This is a genomic window from Mesorhizobium helmanticense, assembly GCF_003034915.1.
GTDB lineage: Bacteria > Pseudomonadota > Alphaproteobacteria > Rhizobiales > Rhizobiaceae > Mesorhizobium > Mesorhizobium helmanticense.
In genome coordinates this window covers 65,016-86,931 of record NZ_PZJX01000038.1, presented here as the reverse complement: position 1 = coordinate 86,931, position 21,916 = coordinate 65,016, and the positions used below count along the sequence as shown (strand labels likewise).

The 21,916-nt window shown below is 62.4% G+C and carries 24 protein-coding genes; 9 read left to right on the top strand and 15 right to left on the bottom strand.

The window, feature by feature from the left end; translation table 11 throughout:
* Window positions 1–6: 6 nt before the first annotated feature.
* Window positions 7–789: a creatininase family protein gene (locus C9427_RS20215; RefSeq protein ID WP_208636388.1), complete on the top strand. Its 783-nt coding sequence runs from the start codon at window positions 7–9 to the stop codon at window positions 787–789.
* The gene (locus tag C9427_RS20210) at window positions 786–1,589 is read left to right on the top strand and encodes a GntR family transcriptional regulator (RefSeq protein WP_107650866.1); all 804 of its coding nucleotides are present in this window, start codon (window positions 786–788) and stop codon (window positions 1,587–1,589) included. The genes C9427_RS20215 and C9427_RS20210 overlap by 4 nt, the downstream gene beginning before the upstream one ends.
* Before the next feature lie 63 nt (window positions 1,590–1,652).
* On the opposite strand, the gene C9427_RS20205 is transcribed toward C9427_RS20210, so the two are convergent.
* Both C9427_RS20205 and C9427_RS20200 read right to left on the bottom strand, forming a co-directional pair.
* On the bottom strand, window positions 1,653–3,167 hold the full coding sequence (locus C9427_RS20205) for an FGGY-family carbohydrate kinase (protein WP_107650865.1): 1,515 nt from the start codon (window positions 3,165–3,167) through the stop codon (window positions 1,653–1,655).
* A 111-nt stretch (window positions 3,168–3,278) separates the two neighbouring features.
* The gene (locus C9427_RS20200; RefSeq protein WP_107650864.1) at window positions 3,279–4,052 is read right to left on the bottom strand and encodes a glucose 1-dehydrogenase; all 774 of its coding nucleotides are present in this window, start codon (window positions 4,050–4,052) and stop codon (window positions 3,279–3,281) included.
* 282 nt (window positions 4,053–4,334) lie between these two features.
* Here C9427_RS20200 and C9427_RS20190 point away from each other — a divergent pair, with 282 nt between their 5' ends.
* The 3 genes from C9427_RS20190 (at window position 4,335) to C9427_RS20180 (ending at window position 6,033) form a co-directional block, all read left to right on the top strand.
* Window positions 4,335–4,499: a DUF3309 family protein gene (locus C9427_RS20190; protein ID WP_006337089.1), complete on the top strand. Its 165-nt coding sequence runs from the start codon at window positions 4,335–4,337 to the stop codon at window positions 4,497–4,499.
* A 74-nt stretch (window positions 4,500–4,573) separates the two neighbouring features.
* Window positions 4,574–5,788 carry an NAD(P)/FAD-dependent oxidoreductase gene (locus C9427_RS20185; RefSeq protein WP_107650938.1) on the top strand — a complete coding sequence of 405 codons (1,215 nt, stop codon included), beginning with the start codon at window positions 4,574–4,576 and terminating at the stop codon, window positions 5,786–5,788.
* Window positions 5,789–5,841: 53 nt separating this feature from the next.
* Window positions 5,842–6,033, top strand: coding sequence for a hypothetical protein (locus C9427_RS20180; protein WP_107650862.1), 192 nt, complete (start codon window positions 5,842–5,844; stop codon window positions 6,031–6,033).
* Between the two features lie 20 nt (window positions 6,034–6,053).
* Here the strand turns inward: C9427_RS20180 and C9427_RS20175 are convergent, their stop codons facing one another.
* Entirely contained in the window at window positions 6,054–6,377 is a 324-nt protein-coding gene (locus tag C9427_RS20175; RefSeq protein ID WP_107650861.1) for a hypothetical protein, read from the bottom strand.
* Between the two features lie 266 nt (window positions 6,378–6,643).
* Here C9427_RS20175 and C9427_RS20170 point away from each other — a divergent pair, with 266 nt between their 5' ends.
* Window positions 6,644–6,880, top strand: coding sequence for a hypothetical protein (locus C9427_RS20170; RefSeq protein ID WP_107650860.1), 237 nt, complete (start codon window positions 6,644–6,646; stop codon window positions 6,878–6,880).
* Window positions 6,881–6,993: 113 nt separating this feature from the next.
* Here C9427_RS20170 and C9427_RS20165 read toward each other — a convergent pair whose 3' ends face one another.
* A complete protein-coding gene (locus C9427_RS20165) occupies window positions 6,994–7,602 on the bottom strand; it encodes a cysteine hydrolase family protein (protein WP_107650859.1) in 609 nt (202 codons plus the stop codon).
* Between the two features lie 246 nt (window positions 7,603–7,848).
* Between C9427_RS20165 and C9427_RS20160 the strand changes: the two genes are divergently transcribed.
* Window positions 7,849–8,265 carry an HD domain-containing protein gene (locus C9427_RS20160; RefSeq protein WP_107650858.1) on the top strand — a complete coding sequence of 139 codons (417 nt, stop codon included), beginning with the start codon at window positions 7,849–7,851 and terminating at the stop codon, window positions 8,263–8,265.
* An 83-nt stretch (window positions 8,266–8,348) separates the two neighbouring features.
* Here the strand turns inward: C9427_RS20160 and C9427_RS34140 are convergent, their stop codons facing one another.
* Window positions 8,349–8,522: a hypothetical protein gene (locus C9427_RS34140; protein WP_167434410.1), complete on the bottom strand. Its 174-nt coding sequence runs from the start codon at window positions 8,520–8,522 to the stop codon at window positions 8,349–8,351.
* 202 nt (window positions 8,523–8,724) lie between these two features.
* On the opposite strand from C9427_RS34140, the gene C9427_RS20155 reads away from it, so the two are divergent.
* Together C9427_RS20155 and C9427_RS20150 are read left to right on the top strand one after the other, a co-directional pair.
* On the top strand, window positions 8,725–10,437 hold the full coding sequence (locus tag C9427_RS20155) for an HAD family hydrolase (protein ID WP_107650857.1): 1,713 nt from the start codon (window positions 8,725–8,727) through the stop codon (window positions 10,435–10,437).
* A 55-nt stretch (window positions 10,438–10,492) separates the two neighbouring features.
* Window positions 10,493–10,957, top strand: a complete 465-nt coding sequence (locus tag C9427_RS20150) for an NUDIX hydrolase (protein WP_107650856.1) — start codon at window positions 10,493–10,495, stop codon at window positions 10,955–10,957.
* Window positions 10,958–10,995: 38 nt separating this feature from the next.
* On the opposite strand, the gene C9427_RS20145 is transcribed toward C9427_RS20150, so the two are convergent.
* From C9427_RS20145 to C9427_RS20100, 10 genes are all read right to left on the bottom strand, one after another.
* Entirely contained in the window at window positions 10,996–11,925 is a 930-nt protein-coding gene (locus C9427_RS20145) for a LysR family transcriptional regulator (protein ID WP_107650855.1), read from the bottom strand.
* Between the two features lie 59 nt (window positions 11,926–11,984).
* The gene (locus tag C9427_RS20140) at window positions 11,985–12,899 is read right to left on the bottom strand and encodes an SMP-30/gluconolactonase/LRE family protein (RefSeq protein WP_107650854.1); all 915 of its coding nucleotides are present in this window, start codon (window positions 12,897–12,899) and stop codon (window positions 11,985–11,987) included.
* A gap of 40 nt (window positions 12,900–12,939) precedes the next feature.
* The gene (locus tag C9427_RS20135) at window positions 12,940–14,439 is read right to left on the bottom strand and encodes an aldehyde dehydrogenase (RefSeq protein WP_107650853.1); all 1,500 of its coding nucleotides are present in this window, start codon (window positions 14,437–14,439) and stop codon (window positions 12,940–12,942) included.
* Window positions 14,436–14,813, bottom strand: coding sequence for a 4-carboxymuconolactone decarboxylase (pcaC, locus tag C9427_RS20130; protein WP_097571522.1), 378 nt, complete (start codon window positions 14,811–14,813; stop codon window positions 14,436–14,438). The genes C9427_RS20135 and pcaC overlap by 4 nt, the downstream gene beginning before the upstream one ends.
* A 31-nt stretch (window positions 14,814–14,844) precedes the next feature.
* A complete protein-coding gene (locus tag C9427_RS20125; protein WP_107650852.1) occupies window positions 14,845–15,252 on the bottom strand; it encodes a hypothetical protein in 408 nt (135 codons plus the stop codon).
* A 1-nt stretch (window position 15,253) separates the two neighbouring features.
* Window positions 15,254–16,927: a GMC family oxidoreductase gene (locus C9427_RS20120; protein ID WP_107650851.1), complete on the bottom strand. Its 1,674-nt coding sequence runs from the start codon at window positions 16,925–16,927 to the stop codon at window positions 15,254–15,256.
* 36 nt (window positions 16,928–16,963) lie between these two features.
* The gene (locus C9427_RS20115) at window positions 16,964–17,932 is read right to left on the bottom strand and encodes an ABC transporter permease (RefSeq protein WP_107650850.1); all 969 of its coding nucleotides are present in this window, start codon (window positions 17,930–17,932) and stop codon (window positions 16,964–16,966) included.
* Between the two features lie 2 nt (window positions 17,933–17,934).
* Window positions 17,935–18,885, bottom strand: a complete 951-nt coding sequence (locus tag C9427_RS20110; protein WP_107650849.1) for an ABC transporter permease — start codon at window positions 18,883–18,885, stop codon at window positions 17,935–17,937.
* On the bottom strand, window positions 18,882–20,423 hold the full coding sequence (locus tag C9427_RS20105; RefSeq protein WP_107650848.1) for a sugar ABC transporter ATP-binding protein: 1,542 nt from the start codon (window positions 20,421–20,423) through the stop codon (window positions 18,882–18,884). The genes C9427_RS20110 and C9427_RS20105 overlap by 4 nt, the downstream gene beginning before the upstream one ends.
* A 73-nt stretch (window positions 20,424–20,496) precedes the next feature.
* Window positions 20,497–21,708 carry a substrate-binding domain-containing protein gene (locus C9427_RS20100; RefSeq protein WP_097571516.1) on the bottom strand — a complete coding sequence of 404 codons (1,212 nt, stop codon included), beginning with the start codon at window positions 21,706–21,708 and terminating at the stop codon, window positions 20,497–20,499.
* Window positions 21,709–21,916: the final 208 nt, after the last annotated feature.

Genomic DNA, 21,916 nt, shown 5'->3' with positions numbered 1-21,916 from the left:
CCCGATTTGTACCTCGAACACGCCGAACTGGAACGCCTCAACGATGCGCAAGCGCGCGCGCTGCTTTTGAAGAAGCCCGTGCTGCTGTTGCCCATCGGCGCGGTCGAGGCGCATGGCGACCATCTGCCGGCGGGCACCGACAATTATCTGGCGCGCCGGCTGGCGGCCACCCTCGTCGAGCGCATCGCCGGCGCGACGCCGGTGATGCTGTTGCCGCTCTTGCCGTTCGGCCAGGTCTGGTCGCTTTCGGACGCGCCCGGCTCGTTTTCAATCTCCAATGAAACGGTGTCGCGCACGGTCTCGGAAATCGGCCTGTCCATGCTGGAAAAAGGACTGTCGAGCCTTGCCGTGATCAACGCGCATTACGGCAACGTGACGGCGCTGCGCGAGGCGCAGCGGCAGCTCAAGGACAAGGGCGTGACCGTCGCCATCTTCAACTATCCCGGTGCCGCCGAGCCCACCAAAACCGTCCGAGAAAGGCCGGCGGCGCATCCCTCCTACATGCATGCCTGCGAGATCGAGACCTCCTACATGCTGCACCTGGCGCCGGAACTGGTGCGGATGGACGAGGCGATCGTCAATTATCCCGATTTTCCTGCCGATTTCGGCGAGGTGGCCTATCGCTGGAGCGAATTCTCGGCAAGCCCGGTGCTCGGCGACGCCACCGCCGCCACCGGCGAAAAAGGCAGGATAATCCTCGACGCCGTCATTAACCGGATGGCTGAACTGGTCGCGGACCTCTATTCTCGGCAATCAGGATCCCGATCGATTGGGGAAACATCACCTTGAAAGCCGACGCCAGCGCGGTGCGCGATCATCGCCCGATTTACATCCAGGTGGCCGAAAGCCTGCGTGCGCGCATCCTGTCGGGCTATTACGAGGATCGCCTCGACGGCGAATTGAAGCTCGTCGAGGAATGGGAGGTGAGCCGCCGCACGATCCAGCAGGCGATCGACATCCTCGTGCGCGAGGGCCTGCTGCGGCGCCACCAGGGCACCGGCACCTTCATCAACAAAAGCGGCGTCGCCAGGCACTATCGGGCGATCACATCGATCACCGACGGCGTGCGGGCACAAGGGCTGGCGGCCGACTACCGCATTCTTGCCAGTGCGCCTGAGCCGGCCTCGCCAGCCGCCAGGGCGTTTTTCGCCCTTGCCGAGGGTGCTTCGGTCTACCGTCACACACGTTTGGTACTTGCCGATCGCAAGCCGGTCGCGGTCGCCGACACGCTGCTCAATCTGGAACGGCTTAGGGGTCTCGAACTCTCTCACCTCGCCCAAGGTCTCTACGAGGCGCTGCGCCAGGGCTTCGGCCGCACCATCGTCCATGCGGAAGACCGCTACCGGCCGGCAATCGCCGACGCGCAGACGGCCCGGCTCCTGGAGCTCGGCGAGCCGGCAGCCATCTACATCGCCGAACGCCGCGCCTTCGATCAGTCGGGCGCGCCGATCGAACTGTCGACCATTTCTCTCGTGCCGGTCGCGCTGGAGATCTCTATTTCCCAGGTCGGCGCCGATTGGCCGGGTGCGGCGCAGCCTGCCGGAGAGCCCTGGAACTACCGGGTGGGTTTCGGCAACTTCGCCAGTTGAGCTTTCCGCCTTATCTATTTGTTTTAGCACAGGACTGTCCAGTGATCGGGATCCGATGCCCTATCACCGATAAACCGGCGCAACACGATCCAGCATCGCCTCGCAAGCGACCTGATAGCGTCGATACCCCTCCTCATAGGCGGCGCGCAGCGCAGGATCGGGATCATGCCGCCGCGACAGGCTGAAGGTCTCGCGGCAGGCCTGCCTGATGTCGCCGTACCAGCCGATCGCCACCGCGGCCAGCAGCGCCGCGCCCTTGGCGCCGAACTCGCTTCCTCTGGGCACTTCCACCGGTACGCCGGTCACATCGGCGATCATCTGCGTCCAAAAGGGACTGCGCGCCGCACCGCCGACGAGGCGGATCGCCGAGATCGGCTGTTCGATGCGGTCGTAGCAATCGCGGATCGCATAGGCGAGTCCTTCATAGACAGCGCGGATCAAATCCCCTCGCCCGTGGCCGGGATTGAGGCCGACAAAGCCGGCGCGAGCGCCGGCCTCGAGGCGCGGCGCGATGATGCCGATATGGCTGAGATACGGCACATAGCACACTCCCCCGGCACCGGCCGGGCTGCCGGCCGCCTGCGAAGCCAGTTGCTCATAGGCATCGGCCCGCCCCAGCAAGTCCGGACACAGTGCGCTCAGGCTCCAGTCCAGATTTGTCGTCCCGGCGACATTGACCATCGTCTTGATCCAGAGGTCGCCGGGAATGGTGAAGAGTATGCCCATGTCGCGAGGGCTGAACACCGGAGCATCGGAAACCACCCCGTTGAGACAGGTCGTTCCAACGACCGAGCAGGCGATGCCGGGCTCCGCCGCACCGGCGCCCAGCACGCAGGCCGGCAGGTCGCCGGCGCCGATCGCGACGGGCGTTCCGGGCGCGAGCCCGGTGGCAAGGGCAGCCTCCACGCTGAGAACGCCGGCGCGCTCGCTCGAACGCCGCACCGGCGGCAGGAGGTGCGCGTGACGCTCGATGCCGAAGAGTTGGAGGAGCTCGGGATTGAAGGCACGCCGCGCGGCACTTCCCGGGGCGATTGCAGCGTCGGTCTCGTCGGTGGCGATAGTGCCGGTCAGCCTCATGCGGATGAAATCCTTGGCCGTCAGGATCACCGAAGCCCGCGCTACTGACAGCGGCTCATTTTCAGCAAGCCAGGCCAGGACCGGCAAGGTGCATCCAAGCTGCATGACTTGCCCCGAACTGTCGAAAAGCTGCGGCATCAGGGACGGATTCGCGGCGCTCAGCCGGTCGACCAGTTCCTGTGCCCTGCCGTCGTTCCACAGGATTCCCGGCCGCACGACCTGCTGGTCCGCGCTCACCAGCCAGCCGCCGATCATGACGCCCGAAATGGCGAGCGCGGCGACCGCAGTTGGCGGAACCTTGGTCGCTGCCATCAACTCGCGGCAGGCAGTGCAAGCGGCGTCGAAAAGCTCGTCCGGTTCCATCTCGTACCAGCCGGCATGCGGTGAGAGGACGGCTGTGCGCCGCGAGGTCGCCGCCAATTCGCGGCCGGCCCGGTCGAAGAGCGCGGCCTTCGTCACCGACGTTCCGACATCCAGTCCAATGATGTATTGATCGTCCATGGAAGATCGCTTGTCTCTTTGAGTGAACAAGTAGACATGCCGCTCGCCGCGAGTGCCGTCAAGCGAGTTCGCCAGGCCGAACTCCTGTCCGACAGACCTGCGCGCCGGAACTCACACGGAACTGGTCATTCCGCCATCGACATAGACAATCTGGCCGGTCACGAAACTCGACGCATTGGAAGCCAGGAAGATCGCCGCGCCGCCCAGTTCATCGACCTCGCCCCATCTGGCCAACGGCGTCCGGCCGACCAGCCAGCGCGAGAATTCGGCATCTTTCACCAGCGCCTCGTTCAGATCCGTCCGGAAATAGCCGGGCGCCAAACCATTGACCCGGATGCCATGGGGGCCAAGTTCCGCCGCAAGGCCCTTGGTCAGCATTTTCATTGCGCCCTTCGATGCGGTGTATGGCACGATCGAGGGGCGCCCGAGTTCGCTCTGCACCGAGCAGATATTGATGATGGAACCCTGTTTGCGGCCCATCATCGACCGGACGATCGGTTGGGTGAGGTAGAACGCGCTGTTGAGATTTGTCCGCATCAATTTGTCGAACATCTCGGCCGGGAAGTCGGCGAAGGGCGCCCGGTGCTGCATGCCGGCATTGTTGACGAGGATGTCGATCGGCTTGAATTCCGCTTCAAGCCTGCCGATTTCGCGCGCGACATCCTCAGCCACGGTGACGTCGAAAGTGGAACCGATCGCCTCGATTCCCGACGCTCTCAGCGATCCCACGGCTTTCTGAACCTGACCTTCATCGCGCCCATTGATGATGACGGCGGCGCCCGCCCTGCCGAGGGCTTTTGCAAGCGCCAGGCCGATGCCCCGGCTCGATCCCGAAATGAAGGCGGTTTTGCCGGCAAGGCCGAACAGGTCCGATAGGTCTGTCAAAGTGTCTTTCCCAAAAATGGCGGCCACCGTCAGGCGGTCAAAATTGCAGTTAAACCCTCATGCGTCGGCTCTTGTCGGCAGCCAGATCGAAGGCCTGCCGCGCATCGTAGGCGCTGACGACCGCCGTCAGCAATGGCGGAACGTCAACAAGGCCGCGGCCGTTTCTGTCAACTGCGCGGCGCGGCGGCGCTCTCCATCCGGGGAACAGGAAGGCTGCTTGCGAGTTCAGGTTGAGGAATCCGCGCAACATACGTGGCGCGGCCGCATGAAGGAGAGGAAAATATGGGCCTTGGAACCATTCTCATCATCATTCTGATACTTGCCCTGCTGGGCGGTTTTTCCGGCTTGGGTGGCGGGCCTTTTTACGGAACCGGCTACTACGGCGGCGGTGGTCTGGGGCTCGTGTTGCTCGTCGTCATCATTCTGGTCGTCCTCGGGCGAATCTAGCCTGCCAGCAGCGACTGGGTTACCCGCCGCTTCGCAGGGAAGCGGCGGGCTTTTGCTGAAAACCGGAGGCGTTGGTGAAGCGCAAACTCGACCTGAGGGGCGGACGGCCCGTCTGGTTCTCCTATCGCGCGCCATCGGTGCCAGCGGGAAAACTGACGCGGGATGTAAAGACCGACGTGCTGGTCGTCGGCATGGGCATCAGCGGCGCCATGGCGGCCGAGGCGCTGACGCGCGCCGGCCATTCGGTGATCTGCATTGACCGGCGCGGGCCGTTGCAGGGATCGACCTCGGCGACGACGGCCTTGGTGCAGTTCGAGATTGACCAACCCCTGACGAAACTTTCGGCGATCAAAGGAAAGGCCGATGCCGAGCAGGCATGGCGGCGCTCTCGCCTGGCAGTGCTTAACCTGAGCGGACGGATTGCCGAGCTCGGCATCGATTGCAGCCTAACCAGTTTGCCTTCGCTTTATCTTGCCGGCAATCTGCTCGATCCGACCGAATTGCAGGCCGAGGCAGAGGCCCGCCGACAGGCTGGAATCGCCGCATCCTACCTGACCAGCCTGGCCCTCGCGGACAGGTTCGGCATCCATCGCGCCGGCGCCGTTCTCAGCCACGGCAATCTTGCGCTAGACCCGCGCAAGCTCACCGCGGGTCTGCTGCTCAAATCATTGACGCGCAAGGCGCGTTTCTATGCGCCGGTCGAGGCGACCACCATCGAACATGGCCGTGGCCAGGTTACCGTTGGCACCAGCCTTGGGCCGGTCATCACGGCGCAGCATCTGGTGTTGGCGACGGGTTACGAACTGACCGATCTCATCCCGGCGACCAGGCACCGCATAGTTTCGACCTGGGCGATCGCCACGGGGCGGCAACCAAAAGCGATTTGGACGGACGCAGCTCTGATCTGGGAGGCATCGAACCCCTACCTCTATATCAGGGCAACCGCCGACGGCCGCGTCATCTGCGGCGGCGAGGACGAGGAGTTCACCGACGAGGCGCATCGCGATGGGTTGATTGCCGACAAGGCCGAACGGCTGGCGGCAAAACTGGCCAGCCTTTTTCCGAACCTCGACGTCAACCCCGAATTTGCCTGGGCCGGCTCCTTCGGCACCACGACATCGGGGCTGCCTTATATCGGCGCCCTGCCTGGTCATCCGCGCGTTCATGCCGTGATGGGCTATGGCGGCAACGGCATCACCTTCTCGCAGATTGCTTCGGAGATCGTTGCGTCGGCGATTGATGGAGGCGACGATACGGACGCAGGACTGTTTGCGTTCAGCCGCTCCTGATCAAGGAACCACTCGCCCCGCTGGCGGTTCCTGCCTATCAGAGGAGAACGGCGATGGACGACGATACCCAAGATCATGCCCGGAAAATGCGCGAAAAGACTTCGCTGGCAAGCGCTTTGGCTGCGGAGACCGGCATCACCGTTGATCAGGCAGTCGACCTGATCGCTATGATCGGTACCGACCGCAACTCATTGCTGCGCGAGGCACGAATACTAAAAACGCGATCCGGTCAGCCGCTTTCTTGAATCCGTCGCGCGAGCATCTCCTACTGCAGGTGCATCTGGTGAGGATCGAGTTGAGCGGCCTCCTCTTCGAGACTGCCGTTCCCTTGCAGTAGACCGACATCGGACAGTGACCCGGTCGTCTCCATGACGACGGTCAAGCCGTCGAATTCCATGGGTGCCCCGTAGAATTGAGCCGTCTGCATGACGAGATGCTCGATATCTTCAAGGGCGATATTTTCGGCAAGATTGCGCCGACGCACTTCCTCCGCGACTACAGCGACGTTGATGATGCCTTGCGCTTGCAGCGCGGCCAGAACCTGGGCATTCAAATCCTCGCGCAGCTGAGCCGAATATTCGTAACGCATGGAAAACCTCCTTCCAGGAGTTGTTCCCTCGTAATTCAGCATGCATCACAAGCGCGCATTTGACAAGAAAAAATTCATATATTTTCGTATAAAATCAATAAGTTAGCATAGTTTGTCGATTGCGCAACCCACGTCTGTCGCTCATCGTTTGCCTTAGACGCCAATCACTTCACATTCCCTCTTGACGTATTTTGAGACGAATACTAACTCTACTCCTATCGAGGCACTTACTAACTCGTCTTGTTTGATGTGGCTGGAGGGCTGTCATGGCAGACTTGGAGCGACCCGAACGATTGCAGATCATGCTGACGGCCGAGGAACTCGCCGCCGTTGAGAACTGGCGTTTTGAAAAGCGCATGCCAAGCAGGTCTGCGGCGGTCAGGGAGCTGTTGCGTCGCGGTCTTGCGGCGGAAGGATTTTTGATGGCAGCGCAAGGCGCCAAGTCGCAGGACTTTGGAATTCTCCCCGATTCCGAAGTGTCCCACGGAGCTGGCGGCGATTAGGCGCGATCCACTCCAACCCTGAAGGGGCAGCGGGGCAACCTTGACGCGCTGAAGGCCGGGAACTATCCCGGCGCACCGCAGTGACCATACCGGCAGGAAAGCCGGCTGTTGAGTTACGTCCAGCCTGACAGGACCGTCTCCATCTCAACCGTTTCCACCTGCTGCGCAAACCGTTGATGATAGACCGTCAACAACGCATCATGCGTGGCATCCGATGAGCTGCAGAGCGCGTCCGTGACGAGCACCACGCGGTAGCCGAAATCGATGGCCCCAAGCACGGTGGCCAGCACGCACACGTCGGTCTCGCCGCCGGTGATCACCAAAGTATCGACCTGCCATTGCAAGAGAAGGCGCCTGAGCCCGCCTTCGAACCATGGCGAATAGATGTGCTTGTCGATGACGACAGCGGGAGGACAGTGCCGGGCCAGCGAAGGCAGCAGGTCGATCATCTCGGGGTCGAGCACGTCCTGGGTCATCGATGCCCAGCGTTCATAGTAACGCTTCCACGTCCCCACACCCTGGCCTGGCCTTTGTGCGGGCAGGAAGCGGGTGAACACGGTCTGGGCGGCGCGTCGTTCGACAAGGCTCTCAATAAGCGGCAGCACACGCGTTATCCAGGGCGTCGCCCACGGCGAAGGTTCCGCGAACAAGCGTTGCATGTCGACGCAAAGGTGCACGCAGTTGTCGCCCAAAGGGCCATATGCCAGCCCCGGCGCCGACATCAGGATATCGACAATCGTTGCGTCATTTCGCAGCCGCCATGGGTCTGGCGCGGTCGGTCGGCATCAGTCTCGTTGCACATGAGTTCAACCTGCGAACGTTTGCCACCAAACGCAGAGCAAGACACCTCGTTCCCCGACGGTCTGGAGCTGAATAGTCATCGCGAATTGCTATTGCAGCGCTGGGTCGTCGAATGGAACCGGGGGGCGAATTGCTGGTTTCCGTCAGACAAGGCGAGGATTGACACCATGAGCGTACTTTACCGCGCGGCAAAGATTGCCGAACAGGCTCATGCCGGGCAGACAGACAAGACCGGAGAGCCGTATATCGAGCATTGCCGTCGTGTCGTCGATGCCGTGGATACGCTTGACGGCAAGGCTATCGCCTACCTTCACGACGTTCTTGAGAAAGGTAAGGGATGGAACCGCGATCGATTGGAGGCGGCCGGCTTTGGGCCGTCCATTGTCGCGGCGGTCGATGCCATGACCCGCCGGCCCGACGAAGATGAGTTCACTTTCGTGCGCAGAGCGGCAGCCAATCCCCTGGCGCTCCCGGTCAAGCGCGCCGATCTCGCCGACAATATCTGGCAGGCGCGACAGATCGGCGCCTCGACATCAAAATACGAGGAAGGCCTTCGGCTTCTTGACGAGGAATTCCCCAGTTGAAGGGCCTGTTCTTCCGGCCAGGTGAATGCCGCTCTTGTTAGAGCATGCGGGGCGTTCCGGCTTGCCCGAATCGGCCAGGTCAATCACCCCTCGGCCTTGAAATTCTTCGCTTCCTTCGCTGCCTTCTGGCGGTCGCCGCCGTGCTTTTCGAGCAACTCCTTTGCCTGCCTGGGCGACACGTCGGTCGTCTCGGCAAGATGGAGAGCATCCTTGTCGACGCTTTTGCTTTTCCCGGTCGTTGTGGCTTTATCAACCATGCTTTCACCTGACATTCTGGGTGGAAGAACTGCTTCTATCCGTAGCTAACCACAACGACGAATGGGCGAGCGGGTTCCGCCAGCAGCCGCGTCGCCGAAGGAATGACGCATCGCGTAAACCTTTTCGCCGGAGATGCGTTGTTCCAACGCACCCGCTGGACAGCGTGATTACGCGCACTCCGGACATGAAAGGCCTCCGAATATGTATTTCATAGCCTTGGCGACGGACTATGACGGCACGCTGGCGCATGACGGCGTCGTTTCGAAGAAGACGCTCTCGGCGCTCGAACGGCTGAAGAAGACGGGGCGCAAGCTTATCCTGGTTACCGGACGCGAATTGCCCGACCTTAAGCAGGTTTTTCCCGATCTTGGCATCTTCGACAAGGTGGTCGCAGAAAATGGCGCCTTGATCTACACCCCTGCCAGCGAGGAAGAGCGCACCATTTCGCCAGCGCCCTCGCCCGATCTCGTCGCCAAGCTGAAGAAGCGTGGCGTGAAGCCGCTTTCGGTCGGGCGCTCGATCGTCGCGACCTGGGAGCCTCACCAGGCGACGGTGCTCGATGTCATCAAGAACCTGGGACTGGAGCTGGAGATCATCTTCAACAAGGGCGCGGTGATGATCCTGCCTAGCGGCATCAACAAAGCGGCGGGGCTGGCCGCCGCACTTCAGGATCTTCGCCTCTCGCCGCGCAACGTGGTCGGCGTTGGCGATGCCGAAAACGACCATGCCTTTCTGCGGGCCTGCGGCTGCAGCGTCGCCGTCGACAACGCGCTGCCGGCGGTAAAGGACACAGCCGACCTCGTCACGCGCGGTGCCCGGGGCAAGGGCGTCGAGGAACTGATCGACAAGCTGATCAAGCATGATCGCGAGCTTGTGCGGAAGTCCCGCGATGGCATCCTGCTTGGTACTGCGGGCGGAAAGGAGACATATCTGTCGCCGACCGATACCGTTCTGATCGCCGGAAGCTCGGGCATCGGCAAATCCACCCTGGCCACCGCGCTGACGGAACGATTCATCGAAAACGCGTTCCAGTTCTGCATCTTCGACCCGGAGGGTGACTATGATGGCCTGCAAGGTGCCGTGCGGCTGGGCGATGGCGAGAGTGCGCCGACAAAGGAGCAGCTGCTCGACCTGATCGAAAAACCCGATACCAATGTTGTCGTCAACGGACTGTCCCTGAGGGTCAACGAGCGCCCCGATTTCTTTGCCGACCTGCTGCCCGGCCTGGGCAATTTCCGTTACCGCACGGCACGACCGCATTTTCTGGTCATCGATGAGGCGCACCACCTTCTGCCCAAGCGGCGCGACGACACCCGTGCGGTTCTGTCATTGGAATTGCCCGGCACGATCCTGATCACGGTGCATCCGGAAGCGATCTCGACGGACGCCTTGCGCCTGGTGACGGCCGTCATCGCGCTCGGTCCCAAGGCAAAGAGCGTCATCAAGACGTTCTGCCAGGAAACCGGAAGGGAAGCGCCAAAGCAGATGTCATCGCCAAAGGGCGAGCGCGTGCTTTTCTGGCGGCCGCAGGGGAACAAGAAACCTGCGACGATTAAAGCGATCGAGCCGCGCCAGTCGCTCAAACGGCACAGCCGCAAATATGCGGAAGGCAAGCTCGACGAGGCCGGCAGTTTCTATTTCAAGGGTCCGGAAAATACGATGAATCTGAGGGCGCACAATCTGATGATCTTCGCGCAGATGGCGGAAGGTATCGACGACAAGACCTGGGAGCACCATCTGCGCAACGGCGATTATTCCGAATGGTTCCGCCATCAGATCAGGGACAAGGAGCTGGCCCGTGAAACCGCGGCCGCGGAAAAGGACAAGACATTGTCGGCGCAGGAGAGCCGCCAGCTCGTTCTTGATGCGGTGCGCCGCCGCTACACGGCCCCCGCCACTGCCCCAACGGATTAGGCCGATATCACCGCTGGATCGAGAATAAGCTGCGGGCACCAGGAGGGACCGCCGGATGCCTGTCACAAGCGCCGGACTGTTGATCTATCGCCGCAGCGCGGGCCTGCTTCAGGTTCTGCTGGTGCACCCTGGCGGGCCATTCTGGGCAAGGAAGGACGAAGCCGCGTGGTCGATCCCGAAGGGCCTCGTCGAGGCGCACGAAGACGAGTTAGGGGCAGCCCGACGTGAGACCGAGGAGGAACTGGGCGTGCGCGTCGACGGACACTTCCAGCCTCTCGGCCGCTACAAGCAGCCGGGAGGCAAGATCGTTCTGGCATGGTGCGTGGAAGCCGATGTCGATGCAGCGGCCGCGAGGAGCAACACTTTCCTGATGGAATGGCCACCAAGGTCCGGCTCGATGCGGGAGTTCCCCGAGGTCGACAAGGTGGGATGGTTCAGCTTGCCCGAGGCCGAAACCAGGATCCTGAAAGGCCAGCGCGCCATACTGAAGGATTTTGCCGAGCGGCATGACGCGGGATGACGGCGCCCAGGGCGTAGCACCCTGCAGCCATCGCACAGTCAGTCCAGATGAGGCGGCGGCTTCCAGATATGGGTCGACATGATGTCCCTCAGCTCCGTGCGAACCGTTCGGAACAGCGGACGGAAGGTCGACGACATCGGTCGTTGCGAGGAGGTCGCGAGAATGAGCTTGCGGGTAATCGGCGGATCGAACGGCCAGACCTCGATGCGTCCTGCCTCGACCAGCAGATGGACCGAGGCATAGGGCAGGACCGTATAGCCCGTGCCCTCCTCGACCAGCAGCAATGTCGAAGGCATCGCTTCAAGCTCCATCTCGACGCGCGGGTAGACGCCGTGCTCGGCAAGGATGTTGTCGAGCAGGCGCCTGAGCCCATGCGGCCGGCTCGGCAGGATCATCGGCAGTTCGGCAAAGACGTTGAGGCCGACCGACCCCGGCGGCAGCACGCGTTCGCGCGACGCCGGTCCGATCAGAAAAAGCTCGTCATCGGCAAGCGGCTCGGTAAGGACAGACGGATGGTTCGGCGAATTGTAGAGCACGGCGGCATCGATGCGGCCGGCGATCAGCCATTCCAGTATGTGGCCGCTGAAACCTTCGATCACCTGCAGCACGACATTGGGGAATTCGTTCTTGATCTTCTTGACCAGAGGCACCGTCAGCACCGTGCCGACCGAGGGCGGCACGCCCAGCACCAGCCGGCCCTTTGGCGAGGATTTGAGGTTGGACACCGCGTTCTGCGCCAGCCGCAGCCGCTCGACGATCTCGTCGGCATGCGCCTTCAAAAGCACACCGGCCTCGGTCAGCACCACCCCGCGACCGTTCCGGTAGAAAAGCTCGACGCCGAGTTCCTCCTCCAGCCCGCGAATATGGCGCGTAACCATCGGCTGGGTCACATTCAGGTCAAGTGCTGCCTTCGAGAAGCTCCCTGCCGAGCCAACGGCAATAAAAACCTGTAGCTGCTTCGTGTCCAACTCTCACCCATCTGGCCATCCGCTGCGGCAGAGCTTCCAGGATTTTCCGTGATATCTATTCACTTCCCGAATGGATATTTAAGGCCTCGAACATTCAGGAAGACTGCGTAGACCGACGTCGTCGCCGTGATGAACAGCCGGTTGTTGCGCGGCCCGCCGAAGACCACATTCGCCACCATTTCAGGCACCTGGATCTTTCCGATCAGTTCGCCATCCCGTGTATGACACTGGACGCCGTCCCATGCGCTGATCCAGAGATTGCCCATGACGTCAATGCGGAAGCCATCCGGAATACCCGGAGAAATCTCGGCGAACACACGGGAATTTATCAGTTTTTCGCCCTCCACGTCAAACAACCTGACGTGGTGGGGCGCACTGCGGTCGGTGAGAAATCCGGAGTCCGAAATATAGAGCTGTTTTTCGTCGACCGAGAAAGCGAGCCCGTTCGGCATGGAGAAATCATCGGCGACGACCGTGATCTTTCCCGAGAGCGGCTCGACCCGGTAGACGCGGCAGCCCGGCTGCTCCTGAGGGTTCCTGCGGCCGACATAGTCCGAGATGATCCCGTAGTTCGGATCGGTGAACCAGATGCTGCCGTCCGACTTCACCACGACGTCGTTCGGCGAGTTCAGCCGCTTGCCGTCGAAGGCATCGGCCAGCACCGTGATCGAGCCGTCCCATTCGGTGCGTACCACCCGGCGTTCGCCCTGCATGCAGGTGACGAGACGCCCTTCCCGGTCGCGCGTGTTGCCGTTCGGATTGGCGATGTTGCCGCGAAACAGCGAAACAGCACCCGTCTCTTCATCCCAGCGCAACATGCGGTCATTGGGAATGTCGCTCCAGACCAGCGACCGCAGATCGGCGAAATAGACCGGCCCCTCCGCCCAGCGATTCCCCGTGTGGATGGTCTCGAGGAAGGCGACAGGATCGATCAGGTCGCCGAACCTTGCATCGATGATTTCATAGCACGACATCGACGGCCCTCATGGCTTCCTCCGCGAAGGTCCTGTCCGGTCAGCGCTGGACGAACGGCGCGGGAATGGAATTCCCGCCATCGATCCAGACGCTTTTTTCCTGGAGATATTCGTAGATGGCGGTCTGGCCGTTCTCCCGGCCGAAGCCCGACTGCTTGTAGCCGCCGAAGGGCGAGAGATAGCTGGTTGCGCGATACATGTTGACCCAGATGCTGCCGGCTTCGAGCCGTTCGGGCAGGCGGATCGCGCGGCCGAGATCCTGCGTCCACAGACCGGCCGCCAGCCCATAGATACTGTCATTGGCGATCGCCACCGCCTCGTCCTCATCCTCGAACGGAATGATCGAGAGCACCGGTCCGAAGACTTCTTCCTGCGCGATGCGCATGGACTGCTTGACGTTGCCGAAGATCGTCGGCTCGACGAACCAGCCGTCGGCGATCGACTTGTCCTCGGGCACCTTGCCCCCTAGCAATTGCGTCGCACCCTCGCCGTTGGCGATGCCGATGTAGTCGAGTACCTTCTTGCGCTGCGGCAGCGTCGTGATCGGTCCGACCTGGGTCTCGGGATCGAGCGGATCGCCGATCTTCGCGGTCCTTGCGAACTCGACCAGTTTTTCCGTCACCTGGTCGTAGACCGAGCGCTGCACGAGCGCGCGCGAGCCGGCGATGCAGGTCTGGCCGGTCGCCGCGAAGATGCCGGAAACCAGGCCGGGAATGGCCGCTTCCATCTTGGCGTCGGCAAAGACGATGTTGGCCGATTTGCCGCCGAGTTCGAGCGTCACCTTCTTCAATCCGCCCGCCGCCGCCTGATAGACGCGGCGGCCGGTCGCGTCGCCGCCGGTAAAGGCCACTTTCGCGACGTCGGGATGCGTCACGAGGCGATCGCCGATCTCGTTGCCGAAGCCGGTGATGATGTTGACGACGCCTTTCGGGAAGCCGGCTTTTTCGAAGAGCTGGCCGAAGAACAGCGCCGAGACGGAGGAGAATTCCGACGGCTTCCAGACGATCGTGTTGCCGGCGGCGAGCGCCGGCGCCAGCTTCCAGGTCGCCAGCATCAGCGGCGAATTCCACGGCGTGATCGCGGCCACGACGCCCAGCGGCTCCTGGCGCGTGTAGTTGAACACGCCTGGCTTGTCGATCGGGATGACCCGGCCTTCGATCTTGTCAGCGAGGCCGCCGAAGAAGCGGAACCATTGCGGGATGTATTTGCACTGCATCCGCATTTCATTGATCAGCTTGCCATTGTCGCGGGTTTCGAGAATGGCGAGGTTTTCGGCCTCCTCGGCGACAAGGTCGGCAAAACGCGTCATGATCTGCCCGCGCGCGCTCGCGCTCATTGTCCGCCATTCGCCGCGGAAGGCGTCGACGGCCGCCTGAACGGCCGCGTCGACGTCGGCAATCCCGGCGCGCGGAACCAGCGCCCAGGCCTTGCCGGTGAAGGGATCGAAGGATTCGAAACGATCACCCGATGCCGAGGCGACCGAGCGGCCCCCGACCAGCATCGACAGTTTTTCCGCGGCGAGCGGCGGGCGCGTCGTCATGCCTGGGCTTCCTGCATGGCCTCGCGGGCGAGCCGGAAGGCGTCGACGCCTGCCGGCACGCCGGCATAGATCGCCACCTGCAGCAGCACCTCGCGGATCTCGTCCTTGGTGACGCCGTTGCGCAGCGCGCCCTTCACATGCATTTTCAGCTCGTGCGGACGGTTGAGCGCAGCCAGCATGGCAAGGTTCAGCATGCTGCGGATCTTCTTGTCGAGCGTATCGCGGCCCCATACGGCGCCCCAGCAATATTCCGTCACCAACTCCTGCATCGGGCGGTTGAAATCATCAGCGCTGGCGAAGGATTTCTCGACGAACTCCGCGCCGAGAACCGATTTGCGGATTTCAAAACCCTTGTCGAATACGTCCTTGCCCATTGGGGTAGTCCTTTCCTGTTTGCTTGGGAGGTCAGAGGCCGGGGGTCGGCCGGTATTTGCGGCCGCGGGCGATCACATGCCCGAGCGAGCCATTGGTCAGGTAGATCTGCGTTGCCTTGGAATCGTACTGGACATTTTCCTGGCCGGGATAGCCGATCAGCTCACGCACGCGCGGGTTCATGTAGTAGGTGGCGATGGCAATGGTGGTGATCGCCGAGAAGGCTTCGCCGTCTTGCTTGTTGATCTTTTCCAGATGTGCCTCCGCGCCTGTGGACGGATCCGTGGCGATGGCGCGGGCAAAGCCCTCCTTGAGATCGATGCGGAAATCGAGGGACTTCTCGACGTCGGCGTAAGCGCAGACATCGCTGAACTTCGGCATCTTGCCATGCGCCGGGATCAGGAAATCGGCGAGCGCGAAGAAGACTTGTTCCTTCGCCATTTCAGGCCACCTTCTGGTTGCGGCGCTCGGCGATCATGCGATGCGTGTTGCGCAGCGCCACGGCCATGATCGTCGCTGTCGGATTGGTGGCACCCGAGGTCGGGAAGGTCGAAGCGTCCATGACATAGAGGTTCGGCACGTCGTGGCAGGCGCCCCACTGATCGACGACGGAGCGCTTGGGATCGCCGCCCATGACGGTGGTGCCGATCAGGTGCCAGCCGGATTCGCGCACCGGCGTCGAAACCAGCGTCTCGATGGCCCCGGCGGCACGCACCGATTCCAGGCAGCGGTCGATATTGAACTGCAGCAGCCGGTTGGAGTTCTCGTTGACCTTGTAGACGATCTGCGGCGCCGGCAGGCCATCGGAATCGACCAGGTCCTTCGACAGCACCACCTGGTTGCTCTCCTCCGGCAGGTCTTCACCGACGATGCCCCAGATCAGCGAATGACCGAAGCGGCGGGCGACATTCTCGTGCAGATTGGCGCCCCAGAAATCCTGGAAGCGGCCCTCCTCGGCGACATAGACCTTGGAGCCGGTTGCGCCGGACACGCCGACCGGTCCGCCCGACGGCATGCAGTTCCATTTCGAGCCGCGCACGAAGCCACGGCTTTCATCCGTCTCGTAGAATTCCAGCGAATAGACCTGCTGGCCAAACGGACCACGCCAGGAATCGAGCGGGTCCTCGTAGGACGCAAGCACACTGGCGAAGGGATGCATCATCAGCCGCTTGCCGACCATGCCCGAGGAGTTGGCGAGCCCGTGCGGATTCCTTGAGCCACCTGACATCAGCAGCAGCCGCGGCGTGCCGACGCCGTTGGCGCACAGGATGACGACCTTGGCGCGCTGGCGCCGCTCGCGCCCATTGGCGTCGATATAGACGACACCGGTGGCAAGCCCCTGGTCGTTGGTCTCGACCTCCTTCACCCTGGCACGGGTGATCAGCCGTGCGCCGGCCTTCAGCGCCAGTGGCCAATGCGAGCGGTCGGTCGTCGACTTCGCCCCCTCGGGGCAGCCGGTAAGACAGGTCCCCCGGCGCACGCACGGATTGAGCTCGCCGAACTTCTCCGACGGGATCGCATTGCTTCCCGGCCACCAGTGCCAGCCCATCTTCTCCATGCCGAGCGCGCCGCGCAGGCCCACGGACCCCATCGGCAACGCCGGAAAGGGATAGGCGCCGCGCGGCGGAAAGGCGGGGTCGCCGGAGAGGCCCGACACACCCACTTCGCGCTCTATCTCGAGCTGATAGGGCAAGAGGTCCTCGTAGGTGAAGGGCCAGTCCTCCGCCACGCCGTCCATCGAGCGCACCCGGAAATCGGACGGCAGGAAATGCATCCACTGCGCGCCGTAAAGCGTGGCGCTGCCGCCGACACCGGCGAACATCAGCGGATTGATGTCCGTCGTCGACGTATCGACGGGATAGTCGTTCGGGCTGTCGCGAACGTTCGGATTGGGATGCCAGAGCTTGGTGCTGACCAACTCGTGTTCCGGGCGGGCGCCGGTGTAGTCGTCATAGTCCGGCCATTCGCCCTGCTCCAGCACGACAACCGAGATGCCGGCGCGCGCCAGATGAAGTGCGGCGACCGAGCCGGACGGGCCGGCGCCGACGATCACGACATCCACCTCCTCGTCGCGTCCCGGCCGTGCATTGCGTTGCGCCAGAATTTCAACCGTCATTCTCTTCCTCCCTCGAGGTCCAACGACCACATCATCTCAGGCGAGCCGCGTCCGGTAGAAAGCCGCGGCGCCGATGATGATGATGCCTTTGATGATGAGCTGCATCTCGATCGGAAAACCGAGCAGCAGCACCAGGTTATTGATCACGACCAGCACGGCGACGCCGAGCAGCGCGGCGAAGACATTGCCGCGGCCGCCGGAAAGCGCGACCCCGCCCATCACCGCCGCGACGATCGAATCCAGTTCGTAGCCTTGCCCGACCCAATTCGACACCGTACCGACATAGCCGAGCAGGAAGAGCCCGCCTATCCCGGCACAGACCGAGCAGATGACGTAGCAGAGGATCACGACGCGGTCCGGCGCCACGCCATTGAGAAACGCGGCTTTCGGATTGCTGCCCACCATGAATATTTCCCGGCCAAGGCGCGATCGGTGCAGCACGATGCCGAAGGCAATCGCCAGAAATGCCAGGGTGATCAGATTGACCGGAATGCCAAGGACCCGTCCCGAGGCCAGAAAGCCCATGCCGGGCGGCAGCGTGCTGATCGGCGCCCCGCCAGTGTAGGCGAAGCGTGCACCCTGCAGGATGATCATCATCGCCAGCGTCGCGAGAAACGGGCTGACGTTGCGCTTGGCCACCAGCCAGCCATTGACCAGGCCGACCATGGCCGACAGGGCGATCGCGGCGATGAAGATCATCGGGATCGCCTCGTTGGTCGTGGCCTTGAAGGCCGTGGCCAGCACGGCCACCGTCGCCATCAACGAGGCCACGGAAAGATCCAGTCCGCGCACCAGGATGACAAAGGTCTGGCCGACGACGACCATGCCGAGCGGTGCGGCGATCGTCAGCACATTGACCAGGTTGGCCGGGCGCAGAAAGGTCGGTGAAGCGATGGCTGCAACGACCATAAGCGCGACCAGGAAGATCACCAGTCCATAGCGCTCGAAAACGGACGCTATGGAAATGCTTTGCGATCGCTGCATCGGGGTATCGAGAGGTGTCATCGCTATTTCCGCCTCGAGCTGTGAATGCCGACGGCGATGAGGATGATGAGACCTTGAATGACCCACTGGTAGTAGGACGAGACATTCACGAAATTCAGCAGGCTGTTTAGCATGGTAACGAGCAGCACGCCGAGGAACGTGCCAAGCACGCCGCCCCTGCCCCCCGCCAGGATAGTGCCGCCGACCACCACCGGCGTCACCGACTGCAGCGTCAGCGCGACGCCGATGCGCGGGTCGCCGACGCCGGTTCGCGCGGTCAGGAAAATCGCCGCTATGCCGGCGCACAGGCCCGACAGTGCATAGGCCAGCACAACGATGCGGTCGACGGGCAGGCCGTTAAGCCGCGCCGCTTCCCGGTCGCCGCCGGCGAAGTAGATGCTGCGGCCGGTGCGCGTCCGCTGCAGCCAAAGCCCGGCGAGCGCGAAAATCACCACGAGCACGATGGCGCTGATCGGAATGCCGCCGACCTTTGTATAGGCGATGTCAGCGAAGGCGCGCGGTACCGAGCCGCCGGGCTCCTTGCGGTACATAAGCGTACCGCCGAAGATGATCGAGGACATGCCGAGTGTGACGATCAAGGGATGGACGCGCAGCACGACGGTCAGCAGGCCGTTGATGGCGCCGACCCCGGTGGCGGCGATCAACGCCAGCGGCAAGGCGAGCCAGACCAGATCCGGGCGCCATTCGAGGAAGTTCGCCAGAAAGACGGTGAGCGCGCCGACCAGTGAACCGATCGCCAGATCGATGCCGCCCATCAGCACGACGAAAGTCTGGCCTAGGCTGACCATGCCCAGCACAATGAGCTGCTGGAGCAGATTGCCGATGTTGCGCCAGGTCAGGAACCGGTCGGACAAGAAGCCGCCGGCGACGGCGAGCAGCACCAGAAGCACTGCTACGATCAGATAGGAAAGCATCAGCCGGTTGCGGCGAATGTCCATGGCGATCGCGCTCATCCGACCGGCTCCGCATGCTGATCCATGCCCGCATTGCGGTCCTCGACCGATCGCACGGCGAGATCCATGATCGCCTCCTCGCTGAGGGCATCGCCCTTGATTTCGCCGACGACATGGCCCTGCGCCATCACGAAGACCCGGTCGGAGAGACCGACGATTTCCGGCAGTTCCGAGCTGATCATCAGCACGCCGACGCCCGAATCCGCCAGCCGGCGCACGATGCGATAGATCTCCACCTTGGCCCCGATATCGACGCCACGCGTCGGTTCGTCGAGGATGAGCAGCTTGCTGGCGATCCGCGACCAGCGGCTGAACAGCACCTTCTGCTGGTTGCCGCCCGAGAGATTGCCGATCTTCACGTCGGGCGACGGTGTCGCCACCGAAAAATCCTGGATCTGCCGCGTGGCCACCGCTCGCTCTTGCTTACGGTCGATCAGCCCGCGTTTCGTTATGGCGTCGAGATCTGGCGCCACGATGTTGGCGGAGATCGGCAGGCCGAGAAACAGGCCGTCGTCCTTGCGGCTCTCGGTCAGAAAACCGAGCCCATGGCCGATCGAACCCTTCGGAAGCTTTCTCTCGAATGGCTTGCCATCGAATTCGATCACGCCGCTGTCGACGGCGCGGGTGCCGAAGATGGCCTCGGCGACCTCAGTGCGTCCCGAGCCGACCATGCCGGCCACGCCGACGATTTCGCCTACCCGGACGTTGAGGCTGACGTCGCGGACGCGCGGGCCAGCCCTGAGATTGCGAACGCTGAGCACGTCCGGCCCGTCCGCCGGCGCGGCACGCCGCGGCGGATAGATCTGGCTGAGCCGGCGGCCGACCATCTTGGTGATCATCTCTTCGCGAGTGAGCGCGCTTACCGGGCTCGTGCCGACGAGTTGGCCGTCCTTGAGGATCGTGACCCTGTCGGCGATCTCGAAGATTTCCTCGAGCCGATGGGAGACATAGACGATGCCGACGCCTTCATTGCGCAGCCTGCGCATGTTCTCGAACAGAAGATCGACCTCGCGGCCAGCGATGACCGCCGTCGGCTCATCCAGGATGAGCAGCCGCACGTCGCCGACCAGGGCTTTCGCGATCTCGACCATCTGCTGATCGGCAAGCGGCAATTCGTCGATCTTGGCGTGGGTCGGGATATCGACGCCGAGCTGTGCGAGGATTTCAGCCGCGCGGGCGTGGCGGGCGCGGTTCGAAATGAGCCCCAGCATGCCCCGGGGCTGGGCGTCGACCAGGATGTTCTCGGCAACCGAAAGCTCGGGAAAAAGCGCCAGCTCCTGGTGGATCACATGAATGCCGGCAGCGCGCGCTGCCTTCGGCGACTGCCAGGAAACCGGCTTGCCTAGATAGGTGATGGTGCCGGAATTGGGTTTGGTCACGCCGCCCATGACACGGATCAGCGTTGATTTGCCCGCGCCGTTTTCACCCAGAAGTGCGTGGATCTCGCCTGGCTGCACGGCGAAATCGACCTTGTCCAGGGGTTTGACTCCAGGATAGTCCTTCTCGATCTGGCTGAGCTCAATAACAGACGCTGACATATCCGGCGCTCGAACTGTTCAATTCACGTCCGGTGCGCGCCAAGCCTGGCGCGCACCGGGTCGCTTGGGAGGCTTACTTCGGATAGTCGGGATTGAATGTGCTCGGATTATAGCCGGCGGGCAGCCCATTGCTTGGCGACAGGTCGCCCGGATCGTCCATGCTGACATGGTCGAGCAGATGCCTGTCGCCCTTGACCGAGACAGTATCCGCACCCGGCGACGTGACAACCTGGAAGCTCACCTCGACCTTGTCCGGGACAGAGATGCCCTTCATCACGTCGAGCGCGGTCTCGATGCCGGTGATGCCCATCGAGGTCGGATAGTCGATGCCGACCATCTTGATGTTGTGCTGGTTGGCCAGCTGATACATCCGGGCGACGTCGCCACCGGTCATCGGTGGAAATTCGCCGGCCTTGTAGCCGGCGTCGAGGAACGCCTCGATCGCGCCATAGCCCTGTAGCGCACTGTCGGCAAGCACGCCGTTGATGTTCTTGCCGTGCTTCTGGATCAGCGCCGCCATCACCGATTTGCCGGTGGCCGGGTTCCAGTCGCAATACTGCTTCTCCAGCACCTTGATATCAGGGAATTTCGAGAACACCTCCTCGTTCGCCTTGATGCGGATTTCCGCGACGCTGGAACCGGCAATGCCGGGCAGCATCACGATATTGCCCTTGCCGCCGAGCGTCTCGCACAGCCATTGAGCCTCGAGGCGGCCGAGCGCCCAGTCGGATGCGGTGACGTAGGTGATGTAATTCGACGCCGTCTTCACCTTGCGGTCGACCATGACGACGGGAATGTCCTGTTCCATGGCGCGGCCAACGACGGAATCGAGCGCGTCTTCGGTCGAGGCGGCGATAAGCAGGATGTCGACGCCCTGGCTGATCAGATCCTGGATGTCGGCGATCTGCTTGGAAGGATCGTCATTGGCGTCGGTGACCAAAAGATGAGCGATCTCGTCGCGATGCTGGCCGGCGGACCAGAGGACACCGTGCTGGAAGGCGACGCGCCAGGCATTCGAAATCGAGGCATTGGAGAAACCGATCGTATAGGGACCGTCCTTCTTCCACTTCGATGTGTCGACCATGGTGTTGGCATTGGGATTCCACATCCAGGTGCGTGGCGCGCCATAGTAACCGGGCTTGGTCTCCGGTTCGGCGGCGACGGCGGCACTGGTCTGGGCGAGTTGGATGGCTGGCGCCGCGACCATGGCGGCGGCCGCGGCCGGCACGCCCCGGATAAAACTCTTACGCGAGATTTTGTGATCTAATATGCTCTTTACTGACATTTGTTCCTCCTCCTGAACATTCAATAGAATGTTGATAGATATTCTGGCAAAAATAGAAGTATTATTCTGAATCCTCTCCCGTTCAGAACATTGCGGATTGACCACGATTGGGCTCAAATTAACAATTGATAGCCGGGAAAGGTCAACCTTCGGTCTTGTAATAGCTGCTATTACATTTTTGCCCGTTGGGAAGGATTGAAAATACGAT

Coding starts and splice junctions, on each gene's coding strand:
- pcaC (WP_097571522.1), bottom strand. CDS start 14,813: ATGGGCAAGGACGTATTCGACAAGGGTTTTGAAATCCGCAAATCGGTT.
- C9427_RS20175 (WP_107650861.1), bottom strand. CDS start 6,377: ATGCGTTACGAATATTCGGCTCAGCTGCGCGAGGATTTGAATGCCCAG.
- C9427_RS20155 (WP_107650857.1), top strand. CDS start 8,725: ATGTATTTCATAGCCTTGGCGACGGACTATGACGGCACGCTGGCGCAT.
- C9427_RS20140 (WP_107650854.1), bottom strand. CDS start 12,899: ATGTCGTGCTATGAAATCATCGATGCAAGGTTCGGCGACCTGATCGAT.
- C9427_RS20115 (WP_107650850.1), bottom strand. CDS start 17,932: ATGACACCTCTCGATACCCCGATGCAGCGATCGCAAAGCATTTCCATA.
- C9427_RS20180 (WP_107650862.1), top strand. CDS start 5,842: ATGGACGACGATACCCAAGATCATGCCCGGAAAATGCGCGAAAAGACT.
- C9427_RS20160 (WP_107650858.1), top strand. CDS start 7,849: ATGAGCGTACTTTACCGCGCGGCAAAGATTGCCGAACAGGCTCATGCC.
- C9427_RS20110 (WP_107650849.1), bottom strand. CDS start 18,885: ATGAGCGCGATCGCCATGGACATTCGCCGCAACCGGCTGATGCTTTCC.
- C9427_RS20105 (WP_107650848.1), bottom strand. CDS start 20,423: ATGTCAGCGTCTGTTATTGAGCTCAGCCAGATCGAGAAGGACTATCCT.
- C9427_RS20125 (WP_107650852.1), bottom strand. CDS start 15,252: ATGGCGAAGGAACAAGTCTTCTTCGCGCTCGCCGATTTCCTGATCCCG.
- C9427_RS20135 (WP_107650853.1), bottom strand. CDS start 14,439: ATGACGACGCGCCCGCCGCTCGCCGCGGAAAAACTGTCGATGCTGGTC.
- C9427_RS34140 (WP_167434410.1), bottom strand. CDS start 8,522: ATGGTTGATAAAGCCACAACGACCGGGAAAAGCAAAAGCGTCGACAAG.
- C9427_RS20205 (WP_107650865.1), bottom strand. CDS start 3,167: ATGGACGATCAATACATCATTGGACTGGATGTCGGAACGTCGGTGACG.
- C9427_RS20170 (WP_107650860.1), top strand. CDS start 6,644: ATGGCAGACTTGGAGCGACCCGAACGATTGCAGATCATGCTGACGGCC.
- C9427_RS20100 (WP_097571516.1), bottom strand. CDS start 21,708: ATGTCAGTAAAGAGCATATTAGATCACAAAATCTCGCGTAAGAGTTTT.
- C9427_RS20190 (WP_006337089.1), top strand. CDS start 4,335: ATGGGCCTTGGAACCATTCTCATCATCATTCTGATACTTGCCCTGCTG.
- C9427_RS20120 (WP_107650851.1), bottom strand. CDS start 16,927: ATGACGGTTGAAATTCTGGCGCAACGCAATGCACGGCCGGGACGCGAC.
- C9427_RS20165 (WP_107650859.1), bottom strand. CDS start 7,602: ATGTCGGCGCCGGGGCTGGCATATGGCCCTTTGGGCGACAACTGCGTG.
- C9427_RS20150 (WP_107650856.1), top strand. CDS start 10,493: ATGCCTGTCACAAGCGCCGGACTGTTGATCTATCGCCGCAGCGCGGGC.